Annotated in this window: 26 protein-coding genes; 12 read left to right on the top strand and 14 right to left on the bottom strand. The window is 43.1% G+C overall.

What is annotated here, in order from left to right; translation table 11 throughout:
• Positions 1–195 precede the first annotated feature (195 nt).
• Positions 196–1,089 carry a tetratricopeptide repeat protein gene (locus VB775_RS11155; protein WP_281008046.1) on the top strand — a complete coding sequence of 298 codons (894 nt, stop codon included), beginning with the start codon at positions 196–198 and terminating at the stop codon, positions 1,087–1,089.
• Between the two features lie 297 nt (positions 1,090–1,386).
• Here the strand turns inward: VB775_RS11155 and VB775_RS11150 are convergent, their stop codons facing one another.
• Positions 1,387–3,093, bottom strand: coding sequence for an NAD(P)H-quinone oxidoreductase subunit 4 (locus VB775_RS11150; protein ID WP_281008047.1), 1,707 nt, complete (start codon positions 3,091–3,093; stop codon positions 1,387–1,389).
• A gap of 629 nt (positions 3,094–3,722) precedes the next feature.
• Here VB775_RS11150 and VB775_RS11145 point away from each other — a divergent pair.
• The 3 genes from VB775_RS11145 to VB775_RS11135 all read left to right on the top strand — a co-directional run bounded on the left by VB775_RS11145 (position 3,723) and on the right by VB775_RS11135 (position 4,747).
• Positions 3,723–4,061, top strand: coding sequence for a YbaB/EbfC family nucleoid-associated protein (locus VB775_RS11145; protein WP_281008048.1), 339 nt, complete (start codon positions 3,723–3,725; stop codon positions 4,059–4,061).
• Positions 4,062–4,230: 169 nt separating this feature from the next.
• Positions 4,231–4,476, top strand: coding sequence for a DUF3134 domain-containing protein (locus VB775_RS11140; protein ID WP_281008049.1), 246 nt, complete (start codon positions 4,231–4,233; stop codon positions 4,474–4,476).
• 40 nt (positions 4,477–4,516) lie between these two features.
• Positions 4,517–4,747 (top strand): TIGR02450 family Trp-rich protein, encoded by a 231-nt coding sequence (locus VB775_RS11135; RefSeq protein ID WP_190580769.1) that lies wholly within the window; start codon positions 4,517–4,519, stop codon positions 4,745–4,747.
• Between the two features lie 44 nt (positions 4,748–4,791).
• Here the strand turns inward: VB775_RS11135 and VB775_RS11130 are convergent, their stop codons facing one another.
• The 3 genes from VB775_RS11130 to bcp form a co-directional block, all read right to left on the bottom strand.
• Positions 4,792–5,895: a phosphotransacetylase family protein gene (locus VB775_RS11130; protein WP_281008050.1), complete on the bottom strand. Its 1,104-nt coding sequence runs from the start codon at positions 5,893–5,895 to the stop codon at positions 4,792–4,794.
• Positions 5,896–6,054: 159 nt separating this feature from the next.
• On the bottom strand, positions 6,055–6,930 hold the full coding sequence (gene folP, locus VB775_RS11125) for a dihydropteroate synthase (protein WP_281008051.1): 876 nt from the start codon (positions 6,928–6,930) through the stop codon (positions 6,055–6,057).
• Between the two features lie 75 nt (positions 6,931–7,005).
• Complete coding sequence (gene bcp, locus VB775_RS11120) at positions 7,006–7,461, bottom strand: thioredoxin-dependent thiol peroxidase (RefSeq protein WP_190580764.1); 456 nt, start codon at positions 7,459–7,461, stop codon at positions 7,006–7,008.
• 304 nt (positions 7,462–7,765) lie between these two features.
• Here bcp and VB775_RS11115 point away from each other — a divergent pair, with 304 nt between their 5' ends.
• The 4 genes from VB775_RS11115 (at position 7,766) to mltG (ending at position 10,678) form a co-directional block, all read left to right on the top strand.
• Positions 7,766–8,407 (top strand): bifunctional 4-hydroxy-2-oxoglutarate aldolase/2-dehydro-3-deoxy-phosphogluconate aldolase, encoded by a 642-nt coding sequence (locus VB775_RS11115; RefSeq protein WP_281008052.1) that lies wholly within the window; start codon positions 7,766–7,768, stop codon positions 8,405–8,407.
• A gap of 103 nt (positions 8,408–8,510) precedes the next feature.
• Positions 8,511–8,939 (top strand): Holliday junction resolvase RuvX, encoded by a 429-nt coding sequence (ruvX, locus tag VB775_RS11110; RefSeq protein WP_281008053.1) that lies wholly within the window; start codon positions 8,511–8,513, stop codon positions 8,937–8,939.
• A 130-nt stretch (positions 8,940–9,069) separates the two neighbouring features.
• Positions 9,070–9,624, top strand: coding sequence for a DUF3727 domain-containing protein (locus VB775_RS11105; RefSeq protein WP_281008054.1), 555 nt, complete (start codon positions 9,070–9,072; stop codon positions 9,622–9,624).
• The gene (gene mltG, locus VB775_RS11100) at positions 9,587–10,678 is read left to right on the top strand and encodes an endolytic transglycosylase MltG (protein WP_281008055.1); all 1,092 of its coding nucleotides are present in this window, start codon (positions 9,587–9,589) and stop codon (positions 10,676–10,678) included. Before VB775_RS11105 ends, mltG begins: the two co-directional genes overlap by 38 nt.
• A gap of 449 nt (positions 10,679–11,127) precedes the next feature.
• Here the strand turns inward: mltG and VB775_RS11095 are convergent, their stop codons facing one another.
• From VB775_RS11095 to VB775_RS11050, 10 genes are all read right to left on the bottom strand, one after another.
• Positions 11,128–11,547 (bottom strand): type II toxin-antitoxin system VapC family toxin, encoded by a 420-nt coding sequence (locus VB775_RS11095; RefSeq protein ID WP_281008056.1) that lies wholly within the window; start codon positions 11,545–11,547, stop codon positions 11,128–11,130.
• Complete coding sequence (locus tag VB775_RS11090; RefSeq protein WP_281008057.1) at positions 11,544–11,792, bottom strand: hypothetical protein; 249 nt, start codon at positions 11,790–11,792, stop codon at positions 11,544–11,546. The genes VB775_RS11095 and VB775_RS11090 overlap by 4 nt, the downstream gene beginning before the upstream one ends.
• Positions 11,793–12,056: 264 nt before the next feature.
• Positions 12,057–12,293, bottom strand: coding sequence for a toxin-antitoxin system HicB family antitoxin (locus VB775_RS11085; RefSeq protein WP_281008058.1), 237 nt, complete (start codon positions 12,291–12,293; stop codon positions 12,057–12,059).
• 12 nt (positions 12,294–12,305) lie between these two features.
• Entirely contained in the window at positions 12,306–12,641 is a 336-nt protein-coding gene (locus VB775_RS11080; RefSeq protein WP_281008059.1) for a YlcI/YnfO family protein, read from the bottom strand.
• A 17-nt stretch (positions 12,642–12,658) separates the two neighbouring features.
• The gene (locus VB775_RS11075; protein ID WP_281008060.1) at positions 12,659–13,006 is read right to left on the bottom strand and encodes a DUF5615 family PIN-like protein; all 348 of its coding nucleotides are present in this window, start codon (positions 13,004–13,006) and stop codon (positions 12,659–12,661) included.
• A 3-nt stretch (positions 13,007–13,009) separates the two neighbouring features.
• Positions 13,010–13,330 carry a DUF433 domain-containing protein gene (locus VB775_RS11070; RefSeq protein WP_281008061.1) on the bottom strand — a complete coding sequence of 107 codons (321 nt, stop codon included), beginning with the start codon at positions 13,328–13,330 and terminating at the stop codon, positions 13,010–13,012.
• Positions 13,331–13,353: 23 nt separating this feature from the next.
• Positions 13,354–13,611 (bottom strand): type II toxin-antitoxin system ParD family antitoxin, encoded by a 258-nt coding sequence (locus tag VB775_RS11065; protein ID WP_281008062.1) that lies wholly within the window; start codon positions 13,609–13,611, stop codon positions 13,354–13,356.
• Between the two features lie 82 nt (positions 13,612–13,693).
• A complete protein-coding gene (locus VB775_RS11060) occupies positions 13,694–17,572 on the bottom strand; it encodes an eIF2A-related protein (protein ID WP_323216793.1) in 3,879 nt (1,292 codons plus the stop codon).
• Positions 17,573–19,474 carry an AAA-like domain-containing protein gene (locus VB775_RS11055; protein ID WP_281008064.1) on the bottom strand — a complete coding sequence of 634 codons (1,902 nt, stop codon included), beginning with the start codon at positions 19,472–19,474 and terminating at the stop codon, positions 17,573–17,575. It lies immediately after the preceding gene.
• Positions 19,475–19,576: 102 nt separating this feature from the next.
• Positions 19,577–19,876: an HU family DNA-binding protein gene (locus tag VB775_RS11050; protein ID WP_009629166.1), complete on the bottom strand. Its 300-nt coding sequence runs from the start codon at positions 19,874–19,876 to the stop codon at positions 19,577–19,579.
• A gap of 702 nt (positions 19,877–20,578) precedes the next feature.
• Between VB775_RS11050 and VB775_RS11045 the strand changes: the two genes are divergently transcribed.
• The 4 genes from VB775_RS11045 to VB775_RS11030 all read left to right on the top strand — a co-directional run bounded on the left by VB775_RS11045 (position 20,579) and on the right by VB775_RS11030 (position 25,647).
• The gene (locus VB775_RS11045) at positions 20,579–21,646 is read left to right on the top strand and encodes a DMT family transporter (protein ID WP_281008065.1); all 1,068 of its coding nucleotides are present in this window, start codon (positions 20,579–20,581) and stop codon (positions 21,644–21,646) included.
• Between the two features lie 472 nt (positions 21,647–22,118).
• A complete protein-coding gene (locus VB775_RS11040; protein ID WP_281008066.1) occupies positions 22,119–23,246 on the top strand; it encodes a GGDEF domain-containing protein in 1,128 nt (375 codons plus the stop codon).
• 7 nt (positions 23,247–23,253) lie between these two features.
• On the top strand, positions 23,254–24,357 hold the full coding sequence (locus tag VB775_RS11035) for a glycosyl transferase (RefSeq protein ID WP_281008067.1): 1,104 nt from the start codon (positions 23,254–23,256) through the stop codon (positions 24,355–24,357).
• Positions 24,358–24,774: 417 nt separating this feature from the next.
• Positions 24,775–25,647, top strand: coding sequence for a pentapeptide repeat-containing protein (locus tag VB775_RS11030; protein WP_281008068.1), 873 nt, complete (start codon positions 24,775–24,777; stop codon positions 25,645–25,647).
• Positions 25,648–26,021 lie beyond the last annotated feature (374 nt).

Here is a 26,021-nt window from a genome sequence, read left to right as displayed (position 1 = left end):
TCAAACAAAATTCTAGAGTTATTCTAGCAAGCATCGCTACTCAAAAAATCTTTAAAACCCAGAAAATTAAAGAGGGGCGCTTTGCGCCCCTCTTTAATTTTCTGGGTTTTGTGAAAACCTAAAATCGGTTTTGATAAAGAAGCGCTATCATTTGAAATATATTCAAAACATTCAGAATTGGTAAGAGTTATACCTGTGCGTCATCGAATTTGGTTGTTGGCAATACTTGCATCAGTTAGCGTTGGAGCCTCTCCACTACGCGCTCAAGCTCTTCTGCCCCACACAACAAGGATTAATTTTGGAAACTTAGAAGAGCAAGCGCTCAACTTGGCAAGGGAAGCCGCTCAACTTGCTCAATTTGAGCAGTACGATTTGGCATTACCTCGCGCTCGTTTAGCCGCACAACTAGCGCCCAAAGCATTTCAAACTCAAGGCATTCTTGGCAGCATCTATCTTCGTAAAGAGCAATACGCCGAAGCCATTACGGCTTTGAAATTGGCGCATAATCTCAAAAAAGATGAGCCGACGATTTTATTCAGTTTGGGAGCTGCCTATCTCCGCAATAAAAATTATCCCGAAGCAATTAGTAACCTCAAACAAGGACTAACCCTTGAGCCAAAAGCTGCCACAGCGATGTTTGACCTCGGCAATGCTTACTTTTTGACCAAACGTTATGACGAAGCAGTGACTATCTACAATGATGTCCTCGTAATCGATAACAAGTTTTGGGCTGCTACTAATAACATCGGTCTAGTTGAGTATGAACGCGGCAATGTCGATCAGGCGATCGCGAAATGGCAAAACTCGCTCAAGCAAGCCGAAAAAATTGAATTTCTCGCGGCTGAGCCAACCCTCGCCCTTGCCACAGCTTTTTATCGCAAAGGCGATCGCACTAAAGCTGTTGAGCTAGCTGTAGAAGCGATGAAAATCGATCCTCGCTATGGCAAAATTCCCCATTTAGTTGAAAATCTCTGGGGCGATCGGCTTATTGCCGATGTAAAAGTAGTCTTAGCGCAGCCTCAAGTCAAGCAAATTTTAGCTGAGAGCGATCTCGCTACTCGCCAAGTACCCATAATTCGCCGCAATTAATCCAAGATCAAAAAAAGAAAGCCACACAAAGTGTGGCTTTCTTTTTTTTGATCTTGGATGAGCAATTTATCCCAATTCACAAAAGTGCGACCACACTTTTGTGAATTAACGCCAGTTCGACAAAAGCGAAAAATGGTAAGAATCGCTAAGCGATTCTTACCATTTTTCGCCATTTGCGTCGTGCTTCGCACGACGCAAATGGCGATATCGAACTAACGTTGAATTAAAAACCAAATCCAGTAAAGGCTTTCAAAACACAAATGGCTTAGCCATTTTTAATCCCAAAACACTTTGGGATTAGTTTTTGCTTGATACAATTGCTTTAACCTTAACTTCAGAAATTCTTGGGAAATAAGATTGCTCTGCAAAAGTCCCATTATCCCTGATCAAAGCAACCTGCTCATGGGCAAGGCGCATCTGAGAATTGATCGCAGTCGTTGTTGCATCGTAGAGGTTCGTAGCCATTTTGGGATAAGCACCGATCGCAATAATTGGTACTAAGAAGCAAACTGCAATAAATACTTCGCGAGGTCGGGCATCGCTAAATTCAGCTTCACTAGGCAAAATGCAATTTGTACCGAAACAAACTACATCTTGGTTACCTTGAGCCTTGAGGCTAATGTCCGAAATATCGCAGGATGGATTGATATCACAGGTAGGATTCGCATCGGAAGCGTAGAAAATCTGACGCAACATCGACAGCAAATAAATCGGTGTAAGAATCACGCCAACTGCGGCTAAAAACACCGTCACTGTACGGAAGGTAGAGCTATAAACATCACTGGAAGTCATCCCGACAAAGATCGAGATTTCGCTAGCAAACCCACTCATCCCAGGAAGGGCAAGGGAAGCCAATGCGCCAACAGTAAATAGGGCAAATACCTTAGGCATTACTTTCCCGATATAACCCATCTCTGTCATTAACATCGTGTGGGTGCGATCGTAAGTTACACCTGCGAGGAAGAACAACACAGAAGCAATTAAGCCGTGAGAAATCATTTGCAACATCGCACCACTGATTCCCAAGTCCGTGAACGAGGCAATGCCGATTAGCACAAATCCCATGTGTGAGACCGATGAAAATGCAAGGCGGCGTTTCATATTGACTTGGGCAAAGGAATTCACTGCACCATAAACAATATTGATGACACCGAGCATTGCTAAAACTGGCGCAAAGTAAACATGGGCATGGTCAAGTAATCCCATATTCAGACGGATTAGACCATAACCACCCATTTTCAGTAATACACCAGCCAAAATCATCGATACGGGAGAAGATGCTTCCCCGTGGGCATCAGGCAACCAAGTGTGGAGAGGGAAAATTGCGAGTTTGACACCAAAGGCAATTAATAAACCTGCATAAAGTGGAAGTTCTAAGGCAATAGGGAAATCTTTGAGAGCTAGCTCAGCCATGTCAAAGGTGAGGTTATTGCCATAGAGCGCCATCGCTAAGCCAGCAACTAGGATGAAAATAGATGCGGCGGCGGTATAAAGCAAAAATTTGGTAGCTGCGTACTGGCGTTTCTGACCTCCCCAGATCGAAACGAGTAGATAGACGGGAATTAGCTCAACTTCCCACATGATGAAGAACAGCAATAAATCTTGGGCGACAAATACACCGATTTGCGCGGAGTATAGAACCAACATCAGGAAGTAAAACAGACGCGGTTTGATGTTAACTTGCCATGCCGCGAAGATAGAAAGAGTGGTGACAAGTCCAGCCAGTAGAACTAGAGGTGCGGAGATGCCATCGACCGAAACTGCCCAACTAAGACCTAATTGGGGTATCCAAGTGTACTTTTCCGTGAGTTGAAATGTCGCGCTGCTCGGATCGTAGTTCTTCCAGAAGGCATAGCACATCAAAATGAAGTCAGCGATGCCTACGCCTAATGCATACCAACGTACAGTTTTGCCTTCTTTGTCGGGCAGTATGGGTATGAGTAAGGAACCTACGAGGGGCAGCAGGACGATCGCGGTAAGCCAAGGAAATTGGGCTGATGTCATGTCAATGAGAATAAATACTTACTCTAAGGAATGTTAAGCATTGTACTAAACTTTACAAAGTTTTAAGCATTATTCTTTTCGATAGCTATCATTAGAAACAACAAAAATATTTTATTTTCTCACAACTTTTTTTATATAAGTAGCTCACCATAATTCAAGCCTAAAACCTAGAAAGCTATCCCGCCGCCCGCTACGCGGGCGGGATAGCTTTCTAGGTTTTTAGTTTACTTAAGCCTAGCTACTTACATTGCTATATCAACCCATCTACAGCAATTACCGATCAAAGAGCCACAAGAAAAAAATAAAAGCGTTGCAAAGCAACGCTTTTATTTTTTTCTTGGTTTGGATTTGAGCGCAAATCGTTGTAATCGCACAAATAAAATAGGATGGCTATAGCAATTGTCATAATGAGAACGCTTTTTGTTATTTCCATCGCCCTTGGCGATGGAAATAACAAAATCACGTCAGTTCGCTTTCGTCGTATGAAGCACGCCGCAAATGGCGATATCGAACTCACGTTAAAATCGGTTTTATATTGAGAATTGCTAGATCCAGATGACCGTACTTACCGAACCGTGACGATTAGTGACATAATGTACAGGAAAACTTAGGATAAAACTGATACTGCTATGTCAGAGGGAAAAGGATTTGGCTTTGGTTTAGGCAAAATGAAAGAAGCCTTCCAAAAAGCCCAGCAAATTCAAGAAGGCGCTAAAAAGCTGCAAGAAGAATTAGATGAATTACGTTTAACTGGTGAATCGGGTGGTGGTTTGGTAAAAATCACTCTAAGCGGCAACCAAGAACCTCAAAGTGTGGAAATCGCTCCTGAAGCTTTGAATGAAGGCGCAGAAGTTTTATCAGACTTGGTACTTGCAGCCCTCAAGGATGCTTATCAGCTTTCTACTGGCACAATGAAACAAAAAATGGAAGATCTCACTGGTGGCTTAGGTTTGCCCGCAGGTTTCTAAATTCTCAAGCAGTATTTTCGGTAGTCCTAAAAAGGAAATGATTTATGTGCGTAATGATAGACAGCGCGAAGCGCAGCCTATCATTACCTTTTTAGCATTACCGTATTTTCAATCAGTTTACTTTGTACACTGATTGAAAAAAAACTAAAGATTTTTATTTGATATTTTTATGATTAACAACCCCGCTTTGCGCGTTCAGCGCCGCAACCAACCCGCAGCACTCATCCCTACACAACAGGAAGTTTCTATTCTTGATTGGCTAGAGTCCACAGGGCGCTTAATTGCTAGAGAAGGTACTGAGTCGAGCTTAAAGTTTGATGATGAAGCTGAAGAATTAAGTGAATTGATGTTAGGCGATGACCCTAATTACATCGATGATGACGACGACGACAATGATGACGACGATATTGATTAGACATAAAAAATGCGGCTAGCCGCATTTTTTATGAGGTGATATGACCAAAAAACAAAAATTTCCGCATTTGATTGGGTCTAAATGGACGGCGATGCAAGAAACCTTCGGGTGGCGACATTTTGTGGTAGTCAATCGCAAAAATGAAGGAGATTTAGTTTTTGCAGAGATCAAAGCAGCTTGTGATGATTCTGTAAGGTTTTGGCTCAATGCTAAAGCTCTAAAGAGGCGATCGCTTTGGCTACCTGGTTGGAAAACATTACAGGAAATGTAAAATCCCCAAAGAAAGAGAGAGCGCAAAGCGCTCTCTCTTTCTTTTTAAGCTGTAGCTAGAGCTTTAATATTCATTAACTTTAGGAAGCGATCAAAGTTAAAGTGTTTTGCCATCATGTCGCAAATGCTTGTTACTTTCACTCCCTCATGCAAGCGTACTTGACCCAGACAGCCCTCGATAATACTGACCGTGCTAAGAGTGTCTTTGCTGACTGAGAGGATTGGCACACCTAATTCCATGGCTTTATGGGCGACATCATCACTAATAAAAGGACGACCTGTCAAAATTAAGCAGTTTGTTGATGTTTCTAGGGCTGCAAACTGGAGATCGATGCGGCTACTGCCAGTAATTACAGCTTTGTTAAAGGACTTGCGGAAATAGCTTTGAGCGGAGTTGACATCCATCGCCCCAATTTTGAGTTCCTCAACCATGATTTTGCCTAAATCAATATTTTCAGGACGGCAGAGGACGTTTGCCCCCAGTTGCTCGATAATTTCCGCGACGCTGACACTTCGCAAAGTGCGATTCTCTGGCATGAGCGCAAATACGGGAATGCCTTGATTTTCAAGATAAGGGTGGAGAATCTCCAACGATGTTTCATACTGCTCATCAGGAATGTCATTGATCACCACTCCTAATAGGCGATCGCCAAAGCGTCGTTTTGCCATCAAGATATGGTCAACCACTAACAACGAGCCAAATCGCATGACTAACAAAATAGGCGCTTCGAGTTGATCAGCCATTTCCTCTAGGGAAAGCCCAAAGATCGCGCCTTCAGCCGTATTAGCAGGGGCTTCTAAAAGTACGAGATCGCCTTCAATTAATTTTTTATACTCATCCAACTTAGTGCTGTAATCAGATGTATCTTCACCAGATAGGCGATGTTGGAGGGCAGATCTGTCGAGATTCAGTAGAGTGGGTCGCAAAAGGGATTGCGGCAAATTTAGCGCTTGCTTAATAAATTCCACATCAGCTTCAGTGCGTTCGGCTGATTCGGGTAATTCTTTGGTCGTAAAAGTACCTATTGGCTTACCATAGCCAATCTTGTAACCTTTAGCTTGCAAGTTATATGTTAATCCCAAAATTGTTGCTGATTTTCCACTGCCTGATCGGGTGGAACCAATCAGCAAATGCTTAGCCTGTGGCACGTCTTGCCCTCTAAAAAATGATTACAAACTTTACTGGATTGTATTAAAGCCTACATCCTGTTTGGCTATTGTAACTGATGGACTGTTACGGATACTTTTTGATATTGACAGTTATGCATGAAGATTATGCAATATATCGATAAGTACTCAAAATCTATTTTATCGATATATTGCATCACTGATTTGACAAGCATCAAATATTTCCTTGGGATCATGTACTCGTAAGATATCTGCGCCCCCTGCAATACAGGCTGTACAGGCGGCAATGGTTCCAAATAAGCGATCTTTAGGATCGGGGCGATCGCAAAGTTTACCAATAAAACTTTTACGTGATACTCCCATTAACAAGGGTGCGCCAATTTCTTGAAAGGTTGGCAAATTTCTTAAAAGTTGAAGATTATGTTCAGTAGTTTTACCAAAACCAATTCCTAGATCGATCGCAATTAAATCTTTTGGGATGCCACAAGCTTTGGCGACCAAAATCGCATCGGCAAGAAATTGCTTCACATCCTTTACCACATCGCGATATTTAGGATTTTCTTGCATCGTGCGTGGTTCTCCTTGCATATGCATCAAAAAAATTGGTATTTGCAGCTTTCCTACGAGAGGTAACATTTCAGAATCAAATCTGCCTGCGGACACATCGTTGAGCATATCTGCCCCTACGGCGATCGCGGCTTTAGCGACACTTGCCTTGACTGTATCAACGGAGATGGGTAATTGGGGATATTCAGCCCGAACTGCTTCGATGATCGGCAAAATGCGATCGTTTTCTTCTTCAGCACTCACTGGCTGAGCATTAGGTCTCGTCGATTCGCCACCAATATCGAGAATGTCAATATAAGGCAGCATTTGCGCGACTTGTTTTAAAGCTGCATCCCGTGAATTATATTGACCGCCATCGCTAAAACTATCGGGTGTAACGTTCAAAATGCCCATTAGGTATGTGCGATCGCCCCAAATAAATTGGCGATCGCGAATTACCCAATTAGTTAATTTAGTTGAGTTAGCAGTCTTGCTTGTGCTTGGATTCAATGTTTACACCTCAGAAATTTTTACAGCGCTTGGTGCTATCAATTAAAGAGGAGGCGCTTTGCGCCTCCTCTTTAATTAGATGTCCGCGAGAACTTGAGCGGGATGGGGTTCGGCTTTGACGGCGAGATAAATTTTCTCGATTTTACCTTCTGGATCGATCACAAAGGTATTGCGGAAGATACCCATATACTCTTTTCCCATCATTTGTTTTTTGCCATAGCTCTCGTAGGCTGTGGCAACTTGAGCATCGACATCACAAAGCAACGGGAAAGGTAAGTCAAACTTCTCTGTAAACTTTTGGTGGGACTTAGCATCATCGGTGCTAACACCAAAAATCAAGGTGTTTTTTGCTTGAAACTGAGCGTAGTTATCGCGAAAACCACAAGCTTCCTTGGTGCATCCAGGGGTGTTATCACGGGGATAAAAATATAGAACAACCCGCTTACCTTTGAGACTAGAAAGGGTCACAATATTGCCGTGGGTATCAGCCACGCTAAAATCTGGGGCGCGATCGCCAACATTCAAAGCCATAGATATTCTTTATAATTTGTATCCAAAACATATTATGAAGCACGACAGCCTCTGAGGAATTCCCAACTTTTGCAACCATAGCGAGACAAGGGGCTTAAGCCCCTTGTTCTTTAAGTAGCTAGGTATAATCAATTACAAGCCAAACCCGTAAAGTTGCGCCCCGCAGGGGCGCAACTTTACGGGTTTGGTAATTTGTTTTGCACAGGTACTTAAAAGTAGCCATTTTTACTGGGTTTGCAAAAACTGTGCTTTGTGTAATGATCTTTGGGAGTTAAACGCAAATGCAACTTTTTGCACAAAACCTGTGAATCCTTGGATCAGTTTGTTGCAGCAGCATCGCATTATCGCCGTTATTCGTGCAGATAATGTTGTGACTGCACGGGAAATGGCCCTTGCCGCCGCCGCAGGTGGGATTAAGCTGATCGAAATTGCTTGGAATACCGATCGCGCCGAATCACTGATTCCCAAATTGCAGCAGGAGTTACCTGATTGCAAAATCGGGACAGGCACGGTTTTAGATATTGATAGTGTAGAAAGGGCGATTGGCTGTGGTTGTAGCTTTCTTTTTACCCCTCATACCAATCCTGAACTGATTGCCAAGGGTGTCGAAAGTAATATTCCTGTAATTGCGGGGGCGCTGACACCGACGGAAATAATTACGGCTTGGCAGGCTGGAGCAGCCGCAGTTAAGGTTTTTCCCATTAAGGTGTTTGGTGGTGTTGAGTATCTAAAATGCTTACAGCCCGTGTTGCGCGATATTCCGTTAATTCCGACGGGCGGGATTACGATTCAAAATGCTGATCAATTTCTGGCGGCTGGGGCGATCGCGGTGGGCATTTCTAGCCATTTATTTTCACCAGAGGCGATCGCTGAAGATGACTGGACGACGATTATTGCAAGATCGCAAACTTTAATTCAAAAAGTTCAACCATTTCAAAATCAATAGTGTGTCGAGCTTTGCACGACACACAAACCCAAAAGAGAGTTGCGCCGCAACTCTCTTTTGGGTTTTGCTTTAACATGACTAGCGACAGCTATAAAATTAATTTATGCAATATGCAGCATTAGGGCTAGATGTCGGTAGAAAACGGATTGGGGTAGCAGGATGCGATCGCCTCGGTATATCTGTGCATGGCATCACCACAATTACTCGTAAATCATGGGATGAAGACATGGCAATCCTGCGATCGCTAATAGTCGAGCGCGATATTGACACGCTTGTGGTGGGCTTACCCTACAACATGGACGGCTCCCTCGGTCATCAAGCCAAACATGTCCAAAAATTTGCCAATGGTGCTGCCAAGCAATTAGGTATAGCTGTGGAATTTGTCGATGAGCGCTTAACCTCCTACGAAGCCGAAGAAATGATGCGATCGCAGGGCATTTCCACAAGACATAACAAGGAAATGATTGATCGCAAGGCGGCTGCCCTAATCTTGCAACAATGGCTAGCTCTCAAACGTCAACCAACCCCATAGAAAAATATCGCGAAGCGAGACTTTTCTATAAACTGTCCCTTTTGCTGTCATAATGCTTAAAAGCGCCAAAAGCCTTATACAAGAGGGTTTCTCTGAGCTAGTAGTGCTATAGGATACAAAACAGCAATCTATGGAAGGATCGACGATCGTACTTAAGGATGACGCAGGTAAGAGCTTGCCTTGCACTGTCGAAACCGCGTTTAAAGTGGACAGCACCGAATATTTGTTGCTGCAACCAGTAGACTTTTCTGTGCAAATCTTTGCATGGCAAGAAACCGATGACGAAGAAGAAACTGAATTAGTCGATGTCACCGAAGAGGAAATTGACCTAATTTTCCCAGTAGCTCAGGCGGTTTTAGCAGAACAAAATCTTTCACTAAAACGTTCGGCACATACATTGACGGTTGAAGGTGAATTACCTGAGCCAACTGAAGACGATATTATTGAGATCGATACCGAAGAAGATGGCAACTGTGGTGAATTTCAAGAACTAGCCCATTTCTACTACGAAGAGCAAGCTTTTTCTGTATTTACATCCCTCGATCCTCTGATGTTTATTGCTAAAGTTGGAGATGACGGTCAGCCTGAAGTCCTTACCCCTGAAGAAATGGCAGCCCTTGAGCCTTATGTGGAGCAATATCTAGACCATGTCCTCAGCACAGAAGATGCCGAAGAAGAGTTCTAACTGGCTATTTTATGGTGTTGCCGTTCCCTTAACTATCCTTGTTACTGGTATTGTCAGCAGTTCTTGGTGGATTTGGGCAAGTGCAGCACCTAGCAATTTTGGGGCGAAAATTCGATTAACGATATCCGATGGGATGCCAACACAAGCGATCGCCCAAGAGCTAGAATCCGCAGGCGTAATTCGTTCTGCTTTAGCTTTGCGTTTGTGGGTAACGTGGCAGTCGCTGCGAAGTAGTGAGTCAGTAGCCCTGCGATCGGGAACCTATGACTTTGCGACCAATCAATCATTACCAGAAGTTGTAGCTCAAATCCAGACAGCCAAATCTTCAGAAGTAAGATTTACGATTCCTGAAGGTTGGTCGATCGCGCAGATGGCAAGTTTATTTGAGGAGCAAGGCTTTTTTGCGGCTAAGGATTTTGTGATTGCGGCTCAGCGGATCAGTCCTAAGCGACGCACTTGGCTCCCTGATGACATTCCTAGTCTAGAAGGATTTCTCTTCCCTGACACTTATCAAATCTTGCCTTCGGAAGCGACACCTGATCGGATTATTGATTTGATGCTTAATCGCTTTGAAGAAGTGGCTTTACCGCTTTATCAAGACAATCAGTCTGGTAATCCGAAGGTCAAAATTAGCCTTAAAGATTGGGTTACTCTGGCAAGTATTGTGGAAAAAGAAGCAGTAATTGAATCAGAGCGGCAGATCATTTCTGGTGTTTTCTGGAATCGCATCAAAAAAAATATGCGTTTAGAGTCCGATCCTACGGTTGAATATGGCTTAAATATTCGCCAAACACCTGAAAATCCTCTTACCTTAGACCAAGTTCGTACTGCTTCACCCTATAACACTTATTTAAATGAAGGTTTGCCCCCTGGGGCGATCGCTTCAGTTGGATTAGCGAGTCTTAAGGCTACTCTTGATCCAGCGACTACCGATTACTTGTTTTTTGTGGCTAAGTTTGACGGCAGTCATGTATTTAGTCGTACTTTTGAGGAACACGAAAAAGCATTGCAAGCGATCGATAAAAAAATTCAGCAAAAAACACCTAAACAATAAAATATTCTACGTGGAGCGCGAGATGTTCTCGTTAACGTGAGTTCGATATAGCCATTTGCGGCGTGCGAACGCCGCAAATGGCGAAAAATGGTAAGAATCGCTAAGCGATTCTTACCATTTTTCGCTTTCGTCGAACTGACATTCTCGTTAGGGATAGAAAACTGATTTTTCTCTGTAATCTTCTATCTTGGGATGATTTGATAAACGAGCTTTAAGTAAAAGTGAGTTCGATATCGCTATTTGCATCTTGCTTTATCCCAAAACACCAAATGGCTTAGCCATTTGGTGTTTTGGGATGGCTATATAGCAATCCTAAATGGGTTGTGAGAGTGCGCCCCTTCTATATTGGGTTGGTGTGTCGAGCATCGTGCAGACCTCTTGCATATTGTTACGCTGTTTACCTATTCTCTAGTTTAATCTGAATGTTTTCCTTTGACCTTTTTACTTGTTTACAAGTCGGGCATAATTACGGAAATCTTCTCGTTGCGGTGTTTTCGATAAATTGTGAAATCGCTGTCTAATGTCAGAACAGCACTATTCTCATAAATTTCTGACATCCTCACCAAGCAGGCATCTGCTAAGGACATTGGTACATTTTGATAGCGGACAAGAAGTTTTTCTACGCTTTGATTCTCTTCGTCTAGATGAAAAGGAATCTGGACAACGCCTTTATCAATAAAAGAGAAGATGATCTCTTTGCTGGAAGGTATCCTTTGGAGTAAAAAGCAAGTCTCGGTGATGACGGCTTCGCAGGTGATTAATGGTGGTGAAATTTTGGCTAGTTCGCGAACTGCCCAATTATGATAAGAATCGCGACGATCAATCAGTGACACAAAAACACTAGCATCGAGAATAATTTGCTGGCTCATGCTAGGTTTTGATTTTTGAGTTCATGCTTTTGAAGGGAAATATCGCCGCCAATATCGAGAGAACCGATGAGATCGCCTGCTAGTTCTAGGGCAGATATAGATTGGCGATCGGGATTTAAGGTGTCTTTTTGTTTGTTTTGATTGCCAATAAACTCAGCAAAATCTAAAATTTGCTTCTGTTTGACTAGAGGTAAGCTTCTAACAAGTTCGATAATCCTTTGTTCGATTGTTACTGTCGCTTTCATATTTTTGTCCTGTTACCTATTCTCTAGTTTAATCTGAAAACATGGCTTCTAGATTTTGATCGCCTCTAAGCACTCACGTAATTTCTATGTCTTCAGATCCTGTGAAGTCTTGCTCTTAGCTGATTAATAGCTGTTTCGCCATCAACGCCTTCTCCGCGATCGCATTCTGCGGCGGCGATGTCGATTTTGTTGCGGAGTTCTTCGACTAGACTTGTCGTTACTCCTTAATAGTTGTCAAGGAGCTTAACTTTTTTGACGTAGGGATTAATCATAATCTCTGTTATATTCGGTTAGGGAATCCAATTTATCAAGTAGTTTTAGCCCGATCGCCCGATCGCCTTTAGCTGCTAACAGCTTAAATCTGGTATGGGTATCAAATTCGACAAGGGCGATCGTGGAGAGTTCTTCAATGAGTTTATTGACGCTCAAGCCTTGACTTTCTGCGAGTTTTTTTAGTCTGAGGTGTTTGTCGTCTGGTAGGCGAATAGTTAAGGTTGCCATGAGTCACTCCTGTTACCTTTTTACTTTTTCCTTGCTTTGGAGTCTTTGTTGAAATTGGGCAATGATTTCAGGGGTTAGTTCTTTTTCTGGTTCAACGGTTTCTCGTTCTACTAATGCTATTTCTATTTCAGTGGGAGATGCCGTTCCTAGCTTTTGCAAAAGGTCAGTGAAGCCTGATTGTTGTTGATTAGTTTCTTGTTTGGGAATTGGGTGAACGGTGTAATTTACAGAAGATTGACGAGTTAGAGCGTAGACAATGTATTGATTTAAAGATACTCCTTCACTTTCTGCTAAATGGATTAGTTGTTGGTGTAGTGTATCTGGTAAGCGTAGGGTTAATCGGCTCATAGTGAGGCTCCTCTAAGCTAGAGAGGCAAGTATTGGATATGATTAGTAAAGTCTTCCAAATCGCTAACTTTGGCAATTAGTTCTAAATCCCTTACACAAACTCCTATACTCGCAATTTGTTGTGCGGCGTAAATAATGCCAATAAAGTTAGTCTCTTCTTGCAGAAGTTGATGGGCGATCGCTAAAAAATCATCATCTCTGGTGAATAAGACTCTCTGTAACTCGTTGGCTCTTGCTAAAACTAGCGGGTCTGGATCGCCCGATCGCTGATCTTCTTGAACAGAAAGTACATCTACTCCTCTCAGACGCAATCCAAGTAAAATTTGGCGCGGTACGTTTTCGTCCATGTAAAGTGCGATCGCCATAGCTTATCTTGTTTGAAGTTTGGCTTGCAATGGCGAGATGGGAGCATTTAGTCGCATTTGTTCGGCATAGTCGAGGCGACGCTGGATGTCGGTATCAAGTTCTTGTTTGTGATCCCAGTAGTAGGCGAGGGCTGAGTAGATTTTACTGAGAGCAATATGGGGATATTGAAAATGTAATTCTTCAGGACTCCAGCCATAGGTGAGGTGCGATGTGATTAGCTCGACGACTTTCATGGTCGTACCTGCGATGATGGGTACGTTGCCTTGAAGTTGGATGTGCATATATTGGGTTGGTGTGTCGAGCATCGTGCAGACCTCTTGCATATTGTTACCCTGTTACCTATTCTCTAGTTTAATCTGAAAACATGGCTTCTAGCTCTTAGCTGATTAATTGCTGTTTCGCCATCAACGCCTTCTCCGCGATCGCATTCTGCGACGGCGATGTCGATTTTATTGCGGAGTTCTTCGACCCAGTGATCGTAATGGTTACGTTTTTCTAGAAGTTGCAATGCTTCGGCGATTACTTCAGTGGCGTTGGTGTAGCGTCCTGTAGCAAGTTGGGTTTGAATGAATTGCTCTTGTTCGGGTTGGAGGGTGATAGGCATAGGTTAGTTGATGCGATCATTATATCGATTATATCTAGCGAGAAAATAATAAACATTATCCCTGTTTTTTCCTTTTACCTTTTTACTTTTTCCTTGGCTCAATGCCACAGGCTGCTCTCTCCTCATCGGTTGCATTGGGGTTGTTAGTCAAGTAATCACGCAACCAGTCACACCCTTTTGCCATAAGATCATCAAAGTCTAGGTTATATAATTTCACGCTCAGGTCATAACTACTAGCAGATAGAGTCTTCCCATCAGGACTAAAGGCAACAGTATTGCTATGACCCTTGAAGGTTTGCATCTCTTTCCCATCAAGATTCCACAATTTGACAGTGTCATCAGAGCTTCCTGCGACAATGGTCTTGCCATCGGGACTAAAGACTACGCTACTGACAAAAGAATCATGCCTGTAGGTTTGGAGTTCTTCGCCATCAAGATTCCATAATTTGACGGTGTTGTCAAAACTACCAGTGGCAATGGTCTTGCCATCGGGGCTAAAGACTACGCTACTGACAGAAGAATCATGCCCTCTGTAGGTTTGAAGTTCTTTACCGTCAAGATTCCACAATTTGACGGTTCTGTCCGCGCTTGCTGTCGCAATGGTCTTGCCATCGGGGCTAAAGACTACTCTAGAAGAATCATGCCCTCTGTAGGTTTGAAGTTCTTTACCGTCAAGATTCCACAATTTGACGGTTCTGTCCGCACTTGCTGTCGCAATAGTCTTGCCATCGGGACTAAAGGCAACGCTATAGACACGATCACTATGACCTTTCAAGGTTTGGATTTCTTTCCCTTCCAGATTCCACAATTTGACGGTTCTGTCCGCACTTGCTGTCGCAATAGTCTTGCCATCGAGACTAAAGGCAACGCTATGGACAAAATTACTATGACCTTTCAAGGTTTGGAGTTCTTTGCCTTCCAGATTCCATAATTTGATGGTGGTGTCAGAACTACCAGTGGCAATGGTTTTGCCATCGGGACTAAAAACTACGCTATTAACATTATGCCTATGTCCTTTGAAAGTTTGGAATTCTTTGCCTTCCAAATCCCACAATTTGACATTGCTGTCACCACTTCCAGTGGCAATCGTCTTGCTATCGGGACTAAAGGCTACGCTACTGACGCTACCTTTATGCCCCCTGAAGGTTTGAAGTTCTTTGCCATCAAGATTCCATAATTTGACAGTGGTGTCTCCACTTCCTGTGGCAATTGTATTGCCATCAGGACTAAAGGCTAGACTATTAACACTGTTTTTATGTCCTACGAGGTTTTTGAAATTGTGAAATTCTTTACCATCAAAATTCCACAATTTGACAGTATTGTCAAAACTACCAGTAGCGATCATCTTCCCATTGGGACTAAAGGCTACGCTCTCAACAAAAGAAGTATGACCTTTAAGAGTTTGGAGTTCTTTACCATCAAAATTCCACAATTTGACAGTACTGTCAAAACTACCAGTAGCGATCATCTTCCCATTGGGACTAAAGGCTACGCTCCTAACAAAAGAAGTATGACCTTTAAGAGTTTGGAGTTCTTTGCCTTCCAGATTCCACAATTTGACGGTGTTGTCAGAACTACCAGTAGCAATCATCTTCCCATCTGGACTAAAGGCTACGCTATCAACGCTATCTTTATGCCCTTTGAAAGTTTGGAGTTCTTTGCCTTCCAGATTCCACAATTTGACAGTACTGTCAGAACTACCAGTAGCAATCATCTTCCCATCTGGACTAAAGGCTACGCTAGTGATACGTCGGCTATAGGAAAAGCGTTTTTTTTCTCGGACTCCATACACAAATCTTGATAAATTAGCTGTCACCAGCATCTGCGTATTTGACTTATCTCTTTCCCTTATCGCAGGATCTAATTCCTTAAGTTTATGTCCTGCACTGACTGCCTTGAGCAAAGCATCAAACGTTTGCTCATCCTGAAAATCACTCTTAGCTTCAATCGCCTTTAACCTCACATCTGCCAACTTAATATCATCATTAGCATCCTTCACATTTTGACTAGCTATAGCCTGTTGTGCCAACGCCTCCTGTACCTTACTCTCAGCATCCGCAATCTTAGCCTCAGCAGCCGCTACCTGTGCTTCCGAAGTCTGCACCACATTGTCTAACTCAGCCTTCGCCGCAGCTAGATTTTTTTGTGCCTCCTCAACCTTTTGATCAGCGTCTTTCTTCTTCTCATTGGCATCTCTAACCTTTTGATCAGCATCTCTCTTTGCTTCGTCTGCATTCTTCCCAATCTTCTCAGCCTCTTGCTTTGCCGAAACCACCTTCTCATCAGCATCCTTCACCTTCGACTCAGCATCTTTCCTTGTATCCGCAATCTTCACATTCGACTCATTCACGGTTCGCGCCGCCCATAAACCCGCACCCGTTGCCAATAACAAAGTCATCCCCAAAATCGCCGAACCAACTTTAACCCTGCGATCTGCCTTTTGCTTCGCATCACCTAAAATCCTTGCCTCTTCCTCAGCTATTTCCTGTTGCCTAACCGCAATTAACCGTTCCTGTTCCGCAACCTCCCGTGCCTGTTGTTCCGCCTCTAGCTTGAGAAAGCTTTCTCGCTTCTCCACCTCCCGACTATCCCGCAAAAACTGCTCATCCTCATCACTCAATCTTTTCCCCTTAGCCCAAGCCTCCGCATCCACCAAAGCCTGACCCCGCAACAAAAAAGACTCCTTCTGCTCATCACTCTCCTGCCATGCCTGAAAAGCCGAACCATAAAAACTAGGACGCAGATCCCCCAACGCTCGACTTACCCAAGCCTGATTAAACACCGCCCCATAAATCTGATTGTAAACAATCAATCGACCATCGCGCTTCACCACCAACCCCGTTAACCGCAACTGCATCTGGTCATAACTCTCATCAGCGATGATTCCTGAAGAGATCCCCCCTACCCTCCTTGCAAAGGGGGGCTTTTCTGATTCTCCCCCTTCTAAAGGAATCTCTAACAAGATTTCTTCTCCCCCCTTTCCCAAGGGGGGCTGGGGGGGATCACCATCCAAAACCTGCTGATACAAACCCAAAAGCCGCCCCCTTCCCCTCTCATCACTCTGCAAAATTCTATCTCTAATTGTCTTCAAATGTGCAGGAATATCCTGTGCTTCCCAATTCTCAATCACCTTCTCATGCGCGATCGCGCTTACAAGCTCAACAGGCGAAATCTGCCCTGCATCAGCCTCAGCCGCGATTAAAGTCAAAAGCTTTTGGGTCAGAAAAGGTTGTCCACCTGTCCAATTTAAGATCGCTGCTAACACTGCTTGCGGATCGCTGACGCGATCGCCTAAACCTCGTGCCAAAGGTTCCGCCTCTTGCAGTGTAAACCCACTCATCTCCACCGCATGACCAATATTAAAAGCCGAACTTCCCTTACCTCGGATCAAATCCGCAGGTGTGGCTACTCCCAAAAAAGCAAAGGTCAAACGCTGATATTCAGGCTTCTCGGCGCGACGTTCATACAAGGAGCGAATCAGAATAAAGAAGCCATCAGTATCAAACTTGAGACTAAGCAGATTATCCACTTCCTCAATAAAAATCGCGATTTTGTTGGGGATATTTGGTAATAGAACTTGTTCAATGAAATAGTCAAAACGTTCCACTACCGAAATTGATTGAGCATCTAGTTCCTTCCACCATTTCGGAAAGTCGATCGCCGCTTCTAAATGTAAATCGCCAATCAAGCGCTTAATCGTCCCCGCATACCATTGATCCTCGCGTAAAGTTGTCCCCCGAGTCTGCGGATCGATCACCGCACATACAAAGCCTTCTTGCTGCAACCGTTGCATTGTCCGCACTCGCAAACTCGACTTGCCCATCTGTCGCGAGTTAAACACAAAGCAATATTCGCTATTTTTGAGACGTTCTAATAATTCGCGATCGCACTGTCGCTCCACATAGGCAGTATTATCAATCGGCAAGCTACCGCCGACTTGGTATTGAAAGTTGCTAGACATTTAACTACCTCCTAAGCGATCGCGAAAGTATAACTTATACAACAAACATCGCGGCGTGACATCGTTATCAATGCGGGATATTAAACCCTGACTATCGAGTTTAAAACTAATCTCCGATCTCAATCGCACGGGCGCATCGGCAACTACGACCTTTTGCATCGCCTCGCCAAGTTCAGGATAGTCCTCAAGAGTCTTGAGATGTCCCATCAGGTAACTGCTGTAAATCCCTGCTTCCGTAGGTGCAGTTCGCAAAAAGTCCTCTAGGGTAATATCTCGCGAAGCAATCCGATAGAGCGCCGATCGCACTAAATAGGGATGTCCGCCGATCAAATCCATAAATTGTGAAAGTTCCGCATCAGTCCAAACCAACCGATGGCGCACCAAGAGGTCACGCACCTGCTCCGTCTTAAATTCGCGCAATTCCACAGGAAAGCCCACATTAAACGGTGATTGATTAATATCTTTTTGGGCATAGGGTTCTAGGGAATGGACAATGATTAAGCGCAATTTGCCCCACATTGGATGACTGCGCGATCGCTCGTACCAACCGCGCAACAACCCGCAAAAATCCGTCTCGATTTCGGGATAGTTAAACACGCGATCAAAATTATCAATGGCGATCGCTAATGGCTGTTCATTTCCCTCTAATAAATATTTCTCGAAATAGTCCGTACAGTTATCATTCGCGCCAAAAATATCATCCCAATAGTCCTCAGTCTTGACCCGCACGCCCACCCCCCTACCAACGGATGCACAAAACCATTGCATGAATTTTTCAGGATCGGCAAAGATTTTTTGATTGGTTTGCTCTAGATTTAAAATCACGGTGCGATAGCCCAAGCCCTCTGCATGATTAATCACCCTTGCCATCAGTGAAGACTTACCCATACGATGAGGCGACTTAATCCGCAATAGCGATCCCGCCTTTTTGATCTCCTCATAACAGCGCGACTCATAGCCCGAAGCGATGTAAAACCGTGAATCGATCGCCACCTGTCCTTCCGTTGATTCCAAGGCGATCACCGTATTTTCGTTGTCTGGTGAATTTTGCTTGAGGGTGACAATCGTGGTGGAGTCATCCAGAATTTCTCGCAAAGCAGCTAGCATCTCGTTAGCAGTGCCATAGCGATCGCGAAAATTCAACCTAATTGCCTTGTCTAAAAACTTCACAAAATCGGGACTGAAATTTCCTGCGTAGCGCTGCCATGATAATTCTCCAGTCTGGGGATCGGTGTCTAACTCAGAACTAATTTTTCCTGTTAACAAAAAAATCGCCGTTAAGCCCAAACTATACAAATCACTGGCAAACCCAACTCGCCCGATCGCCTGTTCCGATGGCATAAAGGTGGGCGTACCGATTACCACCGAGCAGGTTACATCGCCTTGGGCTGTCATCGCGGAAGCCAAGGTTGCCTTGACTGCGCCAAAGTCAATGAGTACAGGTTTGAGATCGCGATTCCGCAAAATAATATTTTCAGGTTTAATATCGCGATGGATGATACCGCGATCATGAATATGTCCTAGTGTTGGTAATAGATCGAGCAGCAGTTTCTGAACTTTAGATTCAGTCAAACATCCTTCAGTAAGAACAAGATCATGCAGATCCTTACCATCAATCCATTCTTGAACCAGATAAAACTCGTCATTTTCACATAACGACGCATAAAGCTCTGGCACAAGTACGTTATCTTTGCCCAAAGCTTCGAGCGTCGCTGCCTCACGCTGAAAGCGATCTCGAACAATTTGATAAATATCAGGATTATTAGCGATCGCCTTGAGTTGCTTGATCACACAAATCCGTCGCGATGGCATCTGTGTATCTTCAGCCAAAAAAGTTTGACCGAATCCACCTGAGCCAAGCACACGCAAAACTTGATAACGATTAGACAGTAGAGTAGTCATGGGTATTGCAAGCTCTCAGCTTTCGTCTAGTTTTGAGCTTATTTGTGAGCTTGTCAACAAAAAAAGAGGAAGCGCTAAGCGCTTCCTCTTTTTTTTCAAGAATTAGTCAGAAGGAGGGCTGACTTGTTCTTTGAAGGACTTACCAGCAGAGAAGGCAGGAACCTTCGTAGCAGGAATTTCCATCTTTTCGCCAGTCTTAGGGTTGCGTCCTTCGCGGGCTTTGCGATCGCGAGCCTCAAAGGAGCCAAATCCAACCAAAGTTACTTTGTCTCCGCCAGCTACAGTATCGATGATTACTTCAAGGGTTGCAGAAAGAACTTCGTCGGCAGTCTTTTTATTGACTGACAAGCCCTTTTCGGCAGCTTTTTTAGCAATAGCATCAACTAGTTCACCTTTGTTCATAGGTTTCCCCTTATATATAGAGATGATTTGAGAGTATGAGTTTAATGTCAAAGAAATACTTGTGCGATCGCTTTTTGTGGAAGCCGCACTGACTATGACTTCTGTTTGATCATTCTAATAGCAACTTGCCACTTGTGTATATACACAACGATTAATTTATAGGGATTTGAGCAGTTTTTTTTAAATACTTATTGCCACAATTCTTGTTTAAAAACCTGAAATGCTCTCAGAGAGAGCATTTCAGGTTTTAGCTCCTAAACAAAATTAGTGTAACGCATACAGGGTAAGCACTTCACAAAAGTTCAAGTTTTTCCGATAAATTGCTGCTTTTTGGCGACATGCCCCACCAGTATGACAAAAAAGATGAAGGCGGCGCGAAGCGCCGCTTTCATCTTTTTTGTGAAGATCGAGATATAGCTTTAGTTACTTGCAAACCCAAGAAGCGGGTGGCGGCGCAAAGCTCCGCCACCCGCTTCTTGGGTTTATAGCAAGATCTATACATTCCTTTTGATGGATTCTTATGCGCTTTGTTGGCAATGATTCAAAATTCTGGTTTTTGATCGAGATAATATGGTTAATAATTCTTATCAAAACTCAAGAAGCGTTAGGCATCGCTTTGCGCCGCCTAACGCTTCTTGAACTGGCGACAGCTCTAAGCATGTTCGCAAACAAAAATTGCAATTCCTATCCAACAACTACAATATGCAGTCATCCACACCAGCCAGTACCTCTGGGCTAACCCGTCAGTCACCTTTAATAATTGCGCCATTTTTTCTTTGGGGTACAGCAATGGTAGTGATGAAAGCACTGCTGCCTCAGACCAGCCCAATGTTTATGGCGGCTATGCGCTTGATTCCCGCAGGGTTATTGTTAATTGTCGGTGCGGCCTATTTTGGGAGACAGCAGCCCAAAGGTTGGCAGGCTTGGTTATGGATTAGTTTGTTTGCATTAGTTGATGGCACGATGTTTCAAGGTTTTTTGGCACAGGGCTTAGTGCGGACTGATGCAGGGCTTGGCTCCTTACTGATCGATTCTCAGCCTCTAGCAGTAGCGGTGATGGCTGCGGTTTTATACAAAGAAAGAATTGGGCTGGGGGCAACGCTTGGGCTATTTGTGGGTATCGTCGGAATTGGGCTAATTGGGTTGCCATCGGAATTGATGACAGCTTTGCTCGCAGGGGACTTTGCAACGGTTTTAGAAGCGGGAGTATTTACGCTGGGTGAATGGTTTATGCTCGGTGCATCGTTATCAATGGCGATCGGTACAATTTTGATTCGTCCTGTGGTGCGTCATGCCGATCCCGTGATGGCGACAGGTTGGCACATGATTATTGGTGGGTTACCATTGTTGCTAATCTCCAATCAAATCGAGCAGCAACAATGGCAAGCCTTGAACGCTTGGGGATGGCTCGGCATGGTCTATATGGCGATTATGGGCAGTGCGATCGCCTATGGATTATTTTTCTTTTTTGCTTCTTCAGGTAGTTTGACTACTTTGAGCGCTTTGACCTTCTCAACGCCAGTATTTGCACTCATGTTTAGCAGTCTCTTCTTAGGTGAAAATCTCACCTTCGCTCAATGGATAGGGGTGATTTTGACCCTGAACAGCATTTACCTCGTTAGTATGCGCGGGTCTGGACAAGATATGAGCGAGGAACCTCAAACCATCGAAGAAATTGCTGAGACTAAAATTTTGCCAGAAGCCGATCAAGTTCTCGTTAGTTCGGCTTTGCCAGTATTGAAGACTCCTAGCAAAGAATCCTTAATGTAACCATGTAAATTTTACCTAGGTCACTTATAGCAATGTAAGTTTTGCTTAAGACATAAACCCAAAAAGATGAGTGGCGGCGCTTCGCGCCGCCACTCATCTTTTTGGGTTTGATTTGTCCTATCTATCTCTTGCGTTGCTATAGTTATACCAAATTAAGAAATGGCATAGCCATTTCTTAATTTAAAAACCCTTAATAGGTTTGATTTTTAATTCACAAGAGTATTGCCACACTTTCGTGAATTGGTATAACCATATTTTTGTTAAGAGTTCACAAGTAAAACATTTTTAACAAGAAGTATTTTTATAACTAATTTCAAGATTACTATAGCAATCCTAAATAGGTTGTGAGAGTTCGCCCCGAAGGGGCGAACTCTCACAACCCTCAAAATCTTACAACTCATTTAGAAGCGCTATATTTTGACGTATCTGAGAATTTTAAAAGGTTACTAAGACTGACATTTGTTATTTTTCTATGAATCAAATCAACTTAAAATCTCTGCAATCTTTTTATAATCTAAAGTCACGTTTACTAAAGATATTTTTAACCTTTGCGGTTTTAGTGATCATAGGCATTTGGAGTCTAGAAGGGTCAAAGTCCCAAGTAAATCCCATAGACAAAATAGCTTATCCACTTATGATCACTGTTTTTAGTATTAGTACAAGTGTATTGTATCTGTATCCGAAAAGCCAAAAATATATTGAAAATATTACCTTTTACACATTTGCTATTTATTGCTTTGCTAATTTCCAATCAATGATTTTGGGATTGCCTTTTTTTGTTATCAACCTTTATAGCGTTAGTACTTTATCACAATGGCTACCAATGATATATGTATCGGCATTCATTATGCTGGAAACTCGTAATGCCATCATCGCTTCAGTATTGTTTTATTTATCTTTAGTATGCTCGACTATTTTATATGAAGTGATGCGATATGTCCCTGATTTAGTATTAGAAAATCTATATCCAGTTATAAAGAATATATGTTTTACCCAACCGATTTACATATTAATGGTTTTAGGAATTGCGGTTCTAAAAGAGCAGATTATTGAAGTAAATACTGAAGCCAAAGATATGACTATTGCTGCAACCACTGACTATCTAACGGGTATTAGCAATCGAAGATTTGCTTCTCAGTCTCTTGATAACCTTCTAAATTTAGCCAAAATTGACAATTTACCTATAACAATATTTGTTGTAGATATCGATCATTTCAAGAAAATCAATGATTCCTATGGACATGATATTGGCGATCGCGTACTGGTTAATATCGCCAATTTTTTACGTCACAATCTTCGTGATTCTGACTTATTAGGAAGGTGGGGCGGCGAAGAATTTATCGTAATTTTACAGAAAACCGATTTGCAGACAGCTTGCCTTCTTGCAGAGCGTTTATACAAACAAAATTCTGAATTGATCCATGAACAAGTTGGACAAGTGACGTTTAGTATTGGTATTGCTACATCAAAAGTCGGCGATACGACTGATTCTTTATTTAAACGGGCGGATGCAGCGCTTTATAAAGCCAAACAAACTGGTCGCAACCACTTCGAGGTTGATGAACAATTGGAACAGCAAAAAATAATAAATACCCTTTAGTAAACCCATGCCCACTTTATATACTGCAATTACCAATCACGGTTTCGGTCATGCGACGCGCATGGCGGCGGTTCTGGCGGAACTGCAACAGCGATCGCCTGATATCAAGCTGATTATTGCGACGACTGCTCCGCGTTGGTTATTGGAAGAACATATCGAAGGTGATTTTATTTACCATCCGCGAGTGTTTGATGTGGGCGTAATCCAGATCGATAGCTTGCAAGTAGATCGCGAGGCAACTCTTGATGCATGGCGGCAGATTTATGACAAGCAAGCAGATTTAATTGAAGCTGAAGTCAAGTTTTTAAAAGAAAATCAGGTTGATTTGATCTTCGGTGACATTCCGCCGATGGTTGCAGAAATTGCCAAAGCGGCAAAAATCCCTTGTTGGATGGCAGGAAATTTTGGTTGGGATTTTATTTATCGCGACTGGGGTGGCAAATTTATCGAACTTGCCGATCGCTTATCAGAAACCTATAGCCATTGCGATCGCCTATTTCGGTTACCCTTTGCCGAACCGATGGGCTGCTTTTCTAACATAGAAGATGTGGGGCTAACTGGTGCAAAACCTAGGCATTCGGCGAAATATTTACGGGAAAAATTCAATTTAGATCGCGATCGCCCCACAGCATTACTCACTTTTGGGGGGCTAAGCCTGCAATCAATTCCTTATCAAAATCTTGCCAGCTTTCATGATTGGCAATTTGTCACCTTTGATCGTGATGCTCCAGATTTACCAAATCTGACTAAAGCTAATGGCGATCGGCTTCGTCCCGTGGATCTGATGGAGGTATGCGATCGGCTCGTCACCAAACCAGGTTATGGCACATTAGCTGAGGCTTTGCGCGTAGGCATTCCCGTCATTTGTCTGACCCGTGAGGGCTTTTTAGAAGCGGAAACCCTTATCACTGGGGTAAAAAATTATGCCAAGCACCTAATTATTGCACCTCAAGAATTTTACGAAAGTGATTGGTCATTTCTGAACAGGGCATTTCAGGCTCCAGACTTAGCTAATGCTGATCAGTTAGATATGCATGGTGAAGCAACGATTAATCAAGCAATTTTGGACTATTTTAGTTACTCCCTTCCCACCAAAGAAATAGACATATAAAACCAAGAAATAGCGTTGCGGCGCTTCGCGCCGCAACGTCTATTCTTTCACTGGGAAGGGAGTAGGTTTAAAAGGTGTAATTTTTACACCTTTTAAACCTGAATGATTTGTGGAAAAACAATGACAGGTAAGCCTCTTGTTCGGGAAGATTTGCATTCCCTATAATGATTTAGTATTGCTATAGAAAAACTTGCTTTGCTTGAAACATAAAACCAGAAGATGAGTGGCGGCGCGAAGCGCCGCCACTCGCTTCTTGGGTTTTGCTAACTTTTGCTGTAAGTTCAAAAGCTTAATTTAACCCTATCTCTCTAACGGATTAGATTTAAATTGCAAATTGTGACTTGCTTGTTTTGATACACTTGGGATCGATTGAGAGCATAAACTCTAAAAATCTCTGTCGCTGTGGAATCGACATATATGGAAATCTACCAATGCTACAAACTTCTAGGCTTGACATCTAATGCGACTTTAGAAGATGTCAATAAAGCTTACAAAGCGCTAGCTTTGCAATGGCATCCCGATCGCATTCCTAGGGAGAATGTCCAACAACAACTACAAGCCCAAGAAAAACTAAAAGAGATTAACCACGCAAGGGATAGCTTACGCAAGGCGGTTGAGCAGAAAAACACCCACTCACAAGCTAAATATTCTCAAAAGACTTCCTATCAAGCATCAAGCCAAACGCGGCAATATCACCAACATCAAACCAGATACCAAAGTCGTTACCAAAGCACACATCAAAGCGCATCTCAAGCTCAACAACAAACTTCAGAACGCTCTTCAGAACGTTATTCTTCCTATCAATCTCAGGCTTATCAAACCTATCAATCTACCCAAGCACATCAGCAGTCCAGTAAACAAAACCATCGTCCTTCTGAGACCTATACATCGCAACAATCTACTCAAGCATCACCAAAACCGCAAAAGCCAGATCTCACCGGAGCCGATCTTAGAGGTGCAAATCTTCGCGAAAAATATCTTGAGGGTCGAAATCTTAGCTACGCCAACCTGAGTAATGCGGACTTGAGCGATGCTTTCTTGCACCGTGTTAATTTTCAGGGAGCCAACCTACAGGGAGCAAATTTATTTCGAGCCAATCTATTTCAAGCTAATTTACAAAATGCAGATTTACGCGGCGCTAATTTAATTGGTGCAGATTTAAGTGGTTCGGATTTGCGCGGTGCAGATTTACGCGGAGCAAAAGTTGGTTTTGGCGAAAAGCTAATGGTCAAGCTCACAAATGTCAATTTCACAGGAGCCACAATGCCCAATGGCTCCGTACATTCTTAAAAATAAAGAATCAAGTTTTCTGAGGTACGGTTTCGCCGCACCATACTTTATTGCGTAAAAAATAAAAATAGCGAGCATCGCTAAGTTTTAGTTAGCAATCCACGCTATAGAGGAATTATCCGAGACATTTCAATACACTAGCGATAAAAAATTCAGCAAACATCAGCAAAATTGCTTGACTTGAGATTTTATAGCAATGTAAGTTTTGCTTAGGACATAAAACCAAAAAGATGAGTGGCGGCGCGAAGCGCCGCCACTCATCTTTTTGGTTTTGATTTTTCCTATCTATCTCTTGCGTTGAAAACACAAAATGGCTGCGCCATTTTGTGTTTTGGTATATAGCTCTTATTGGGCTTGGTTTTCAATTCATAGGG

This window comes from Pseudanabaena sp. CCNP1317 (genome assembly GCF_034931345.1).
Taxonomy (GTDB): domain Bacteria; phylum Cyanobacteriota; class Cyanobacteriia; order Pseudanabaenales; family Pseudanabaenaceae; genus Pseudanabaena; species Pseudanabaena galeata.
The sequence above is the reverse complement of the archived record's forward strand: the minus strand, read 5'-3'. Positions and strand labels throughout refer to the sequence as shown.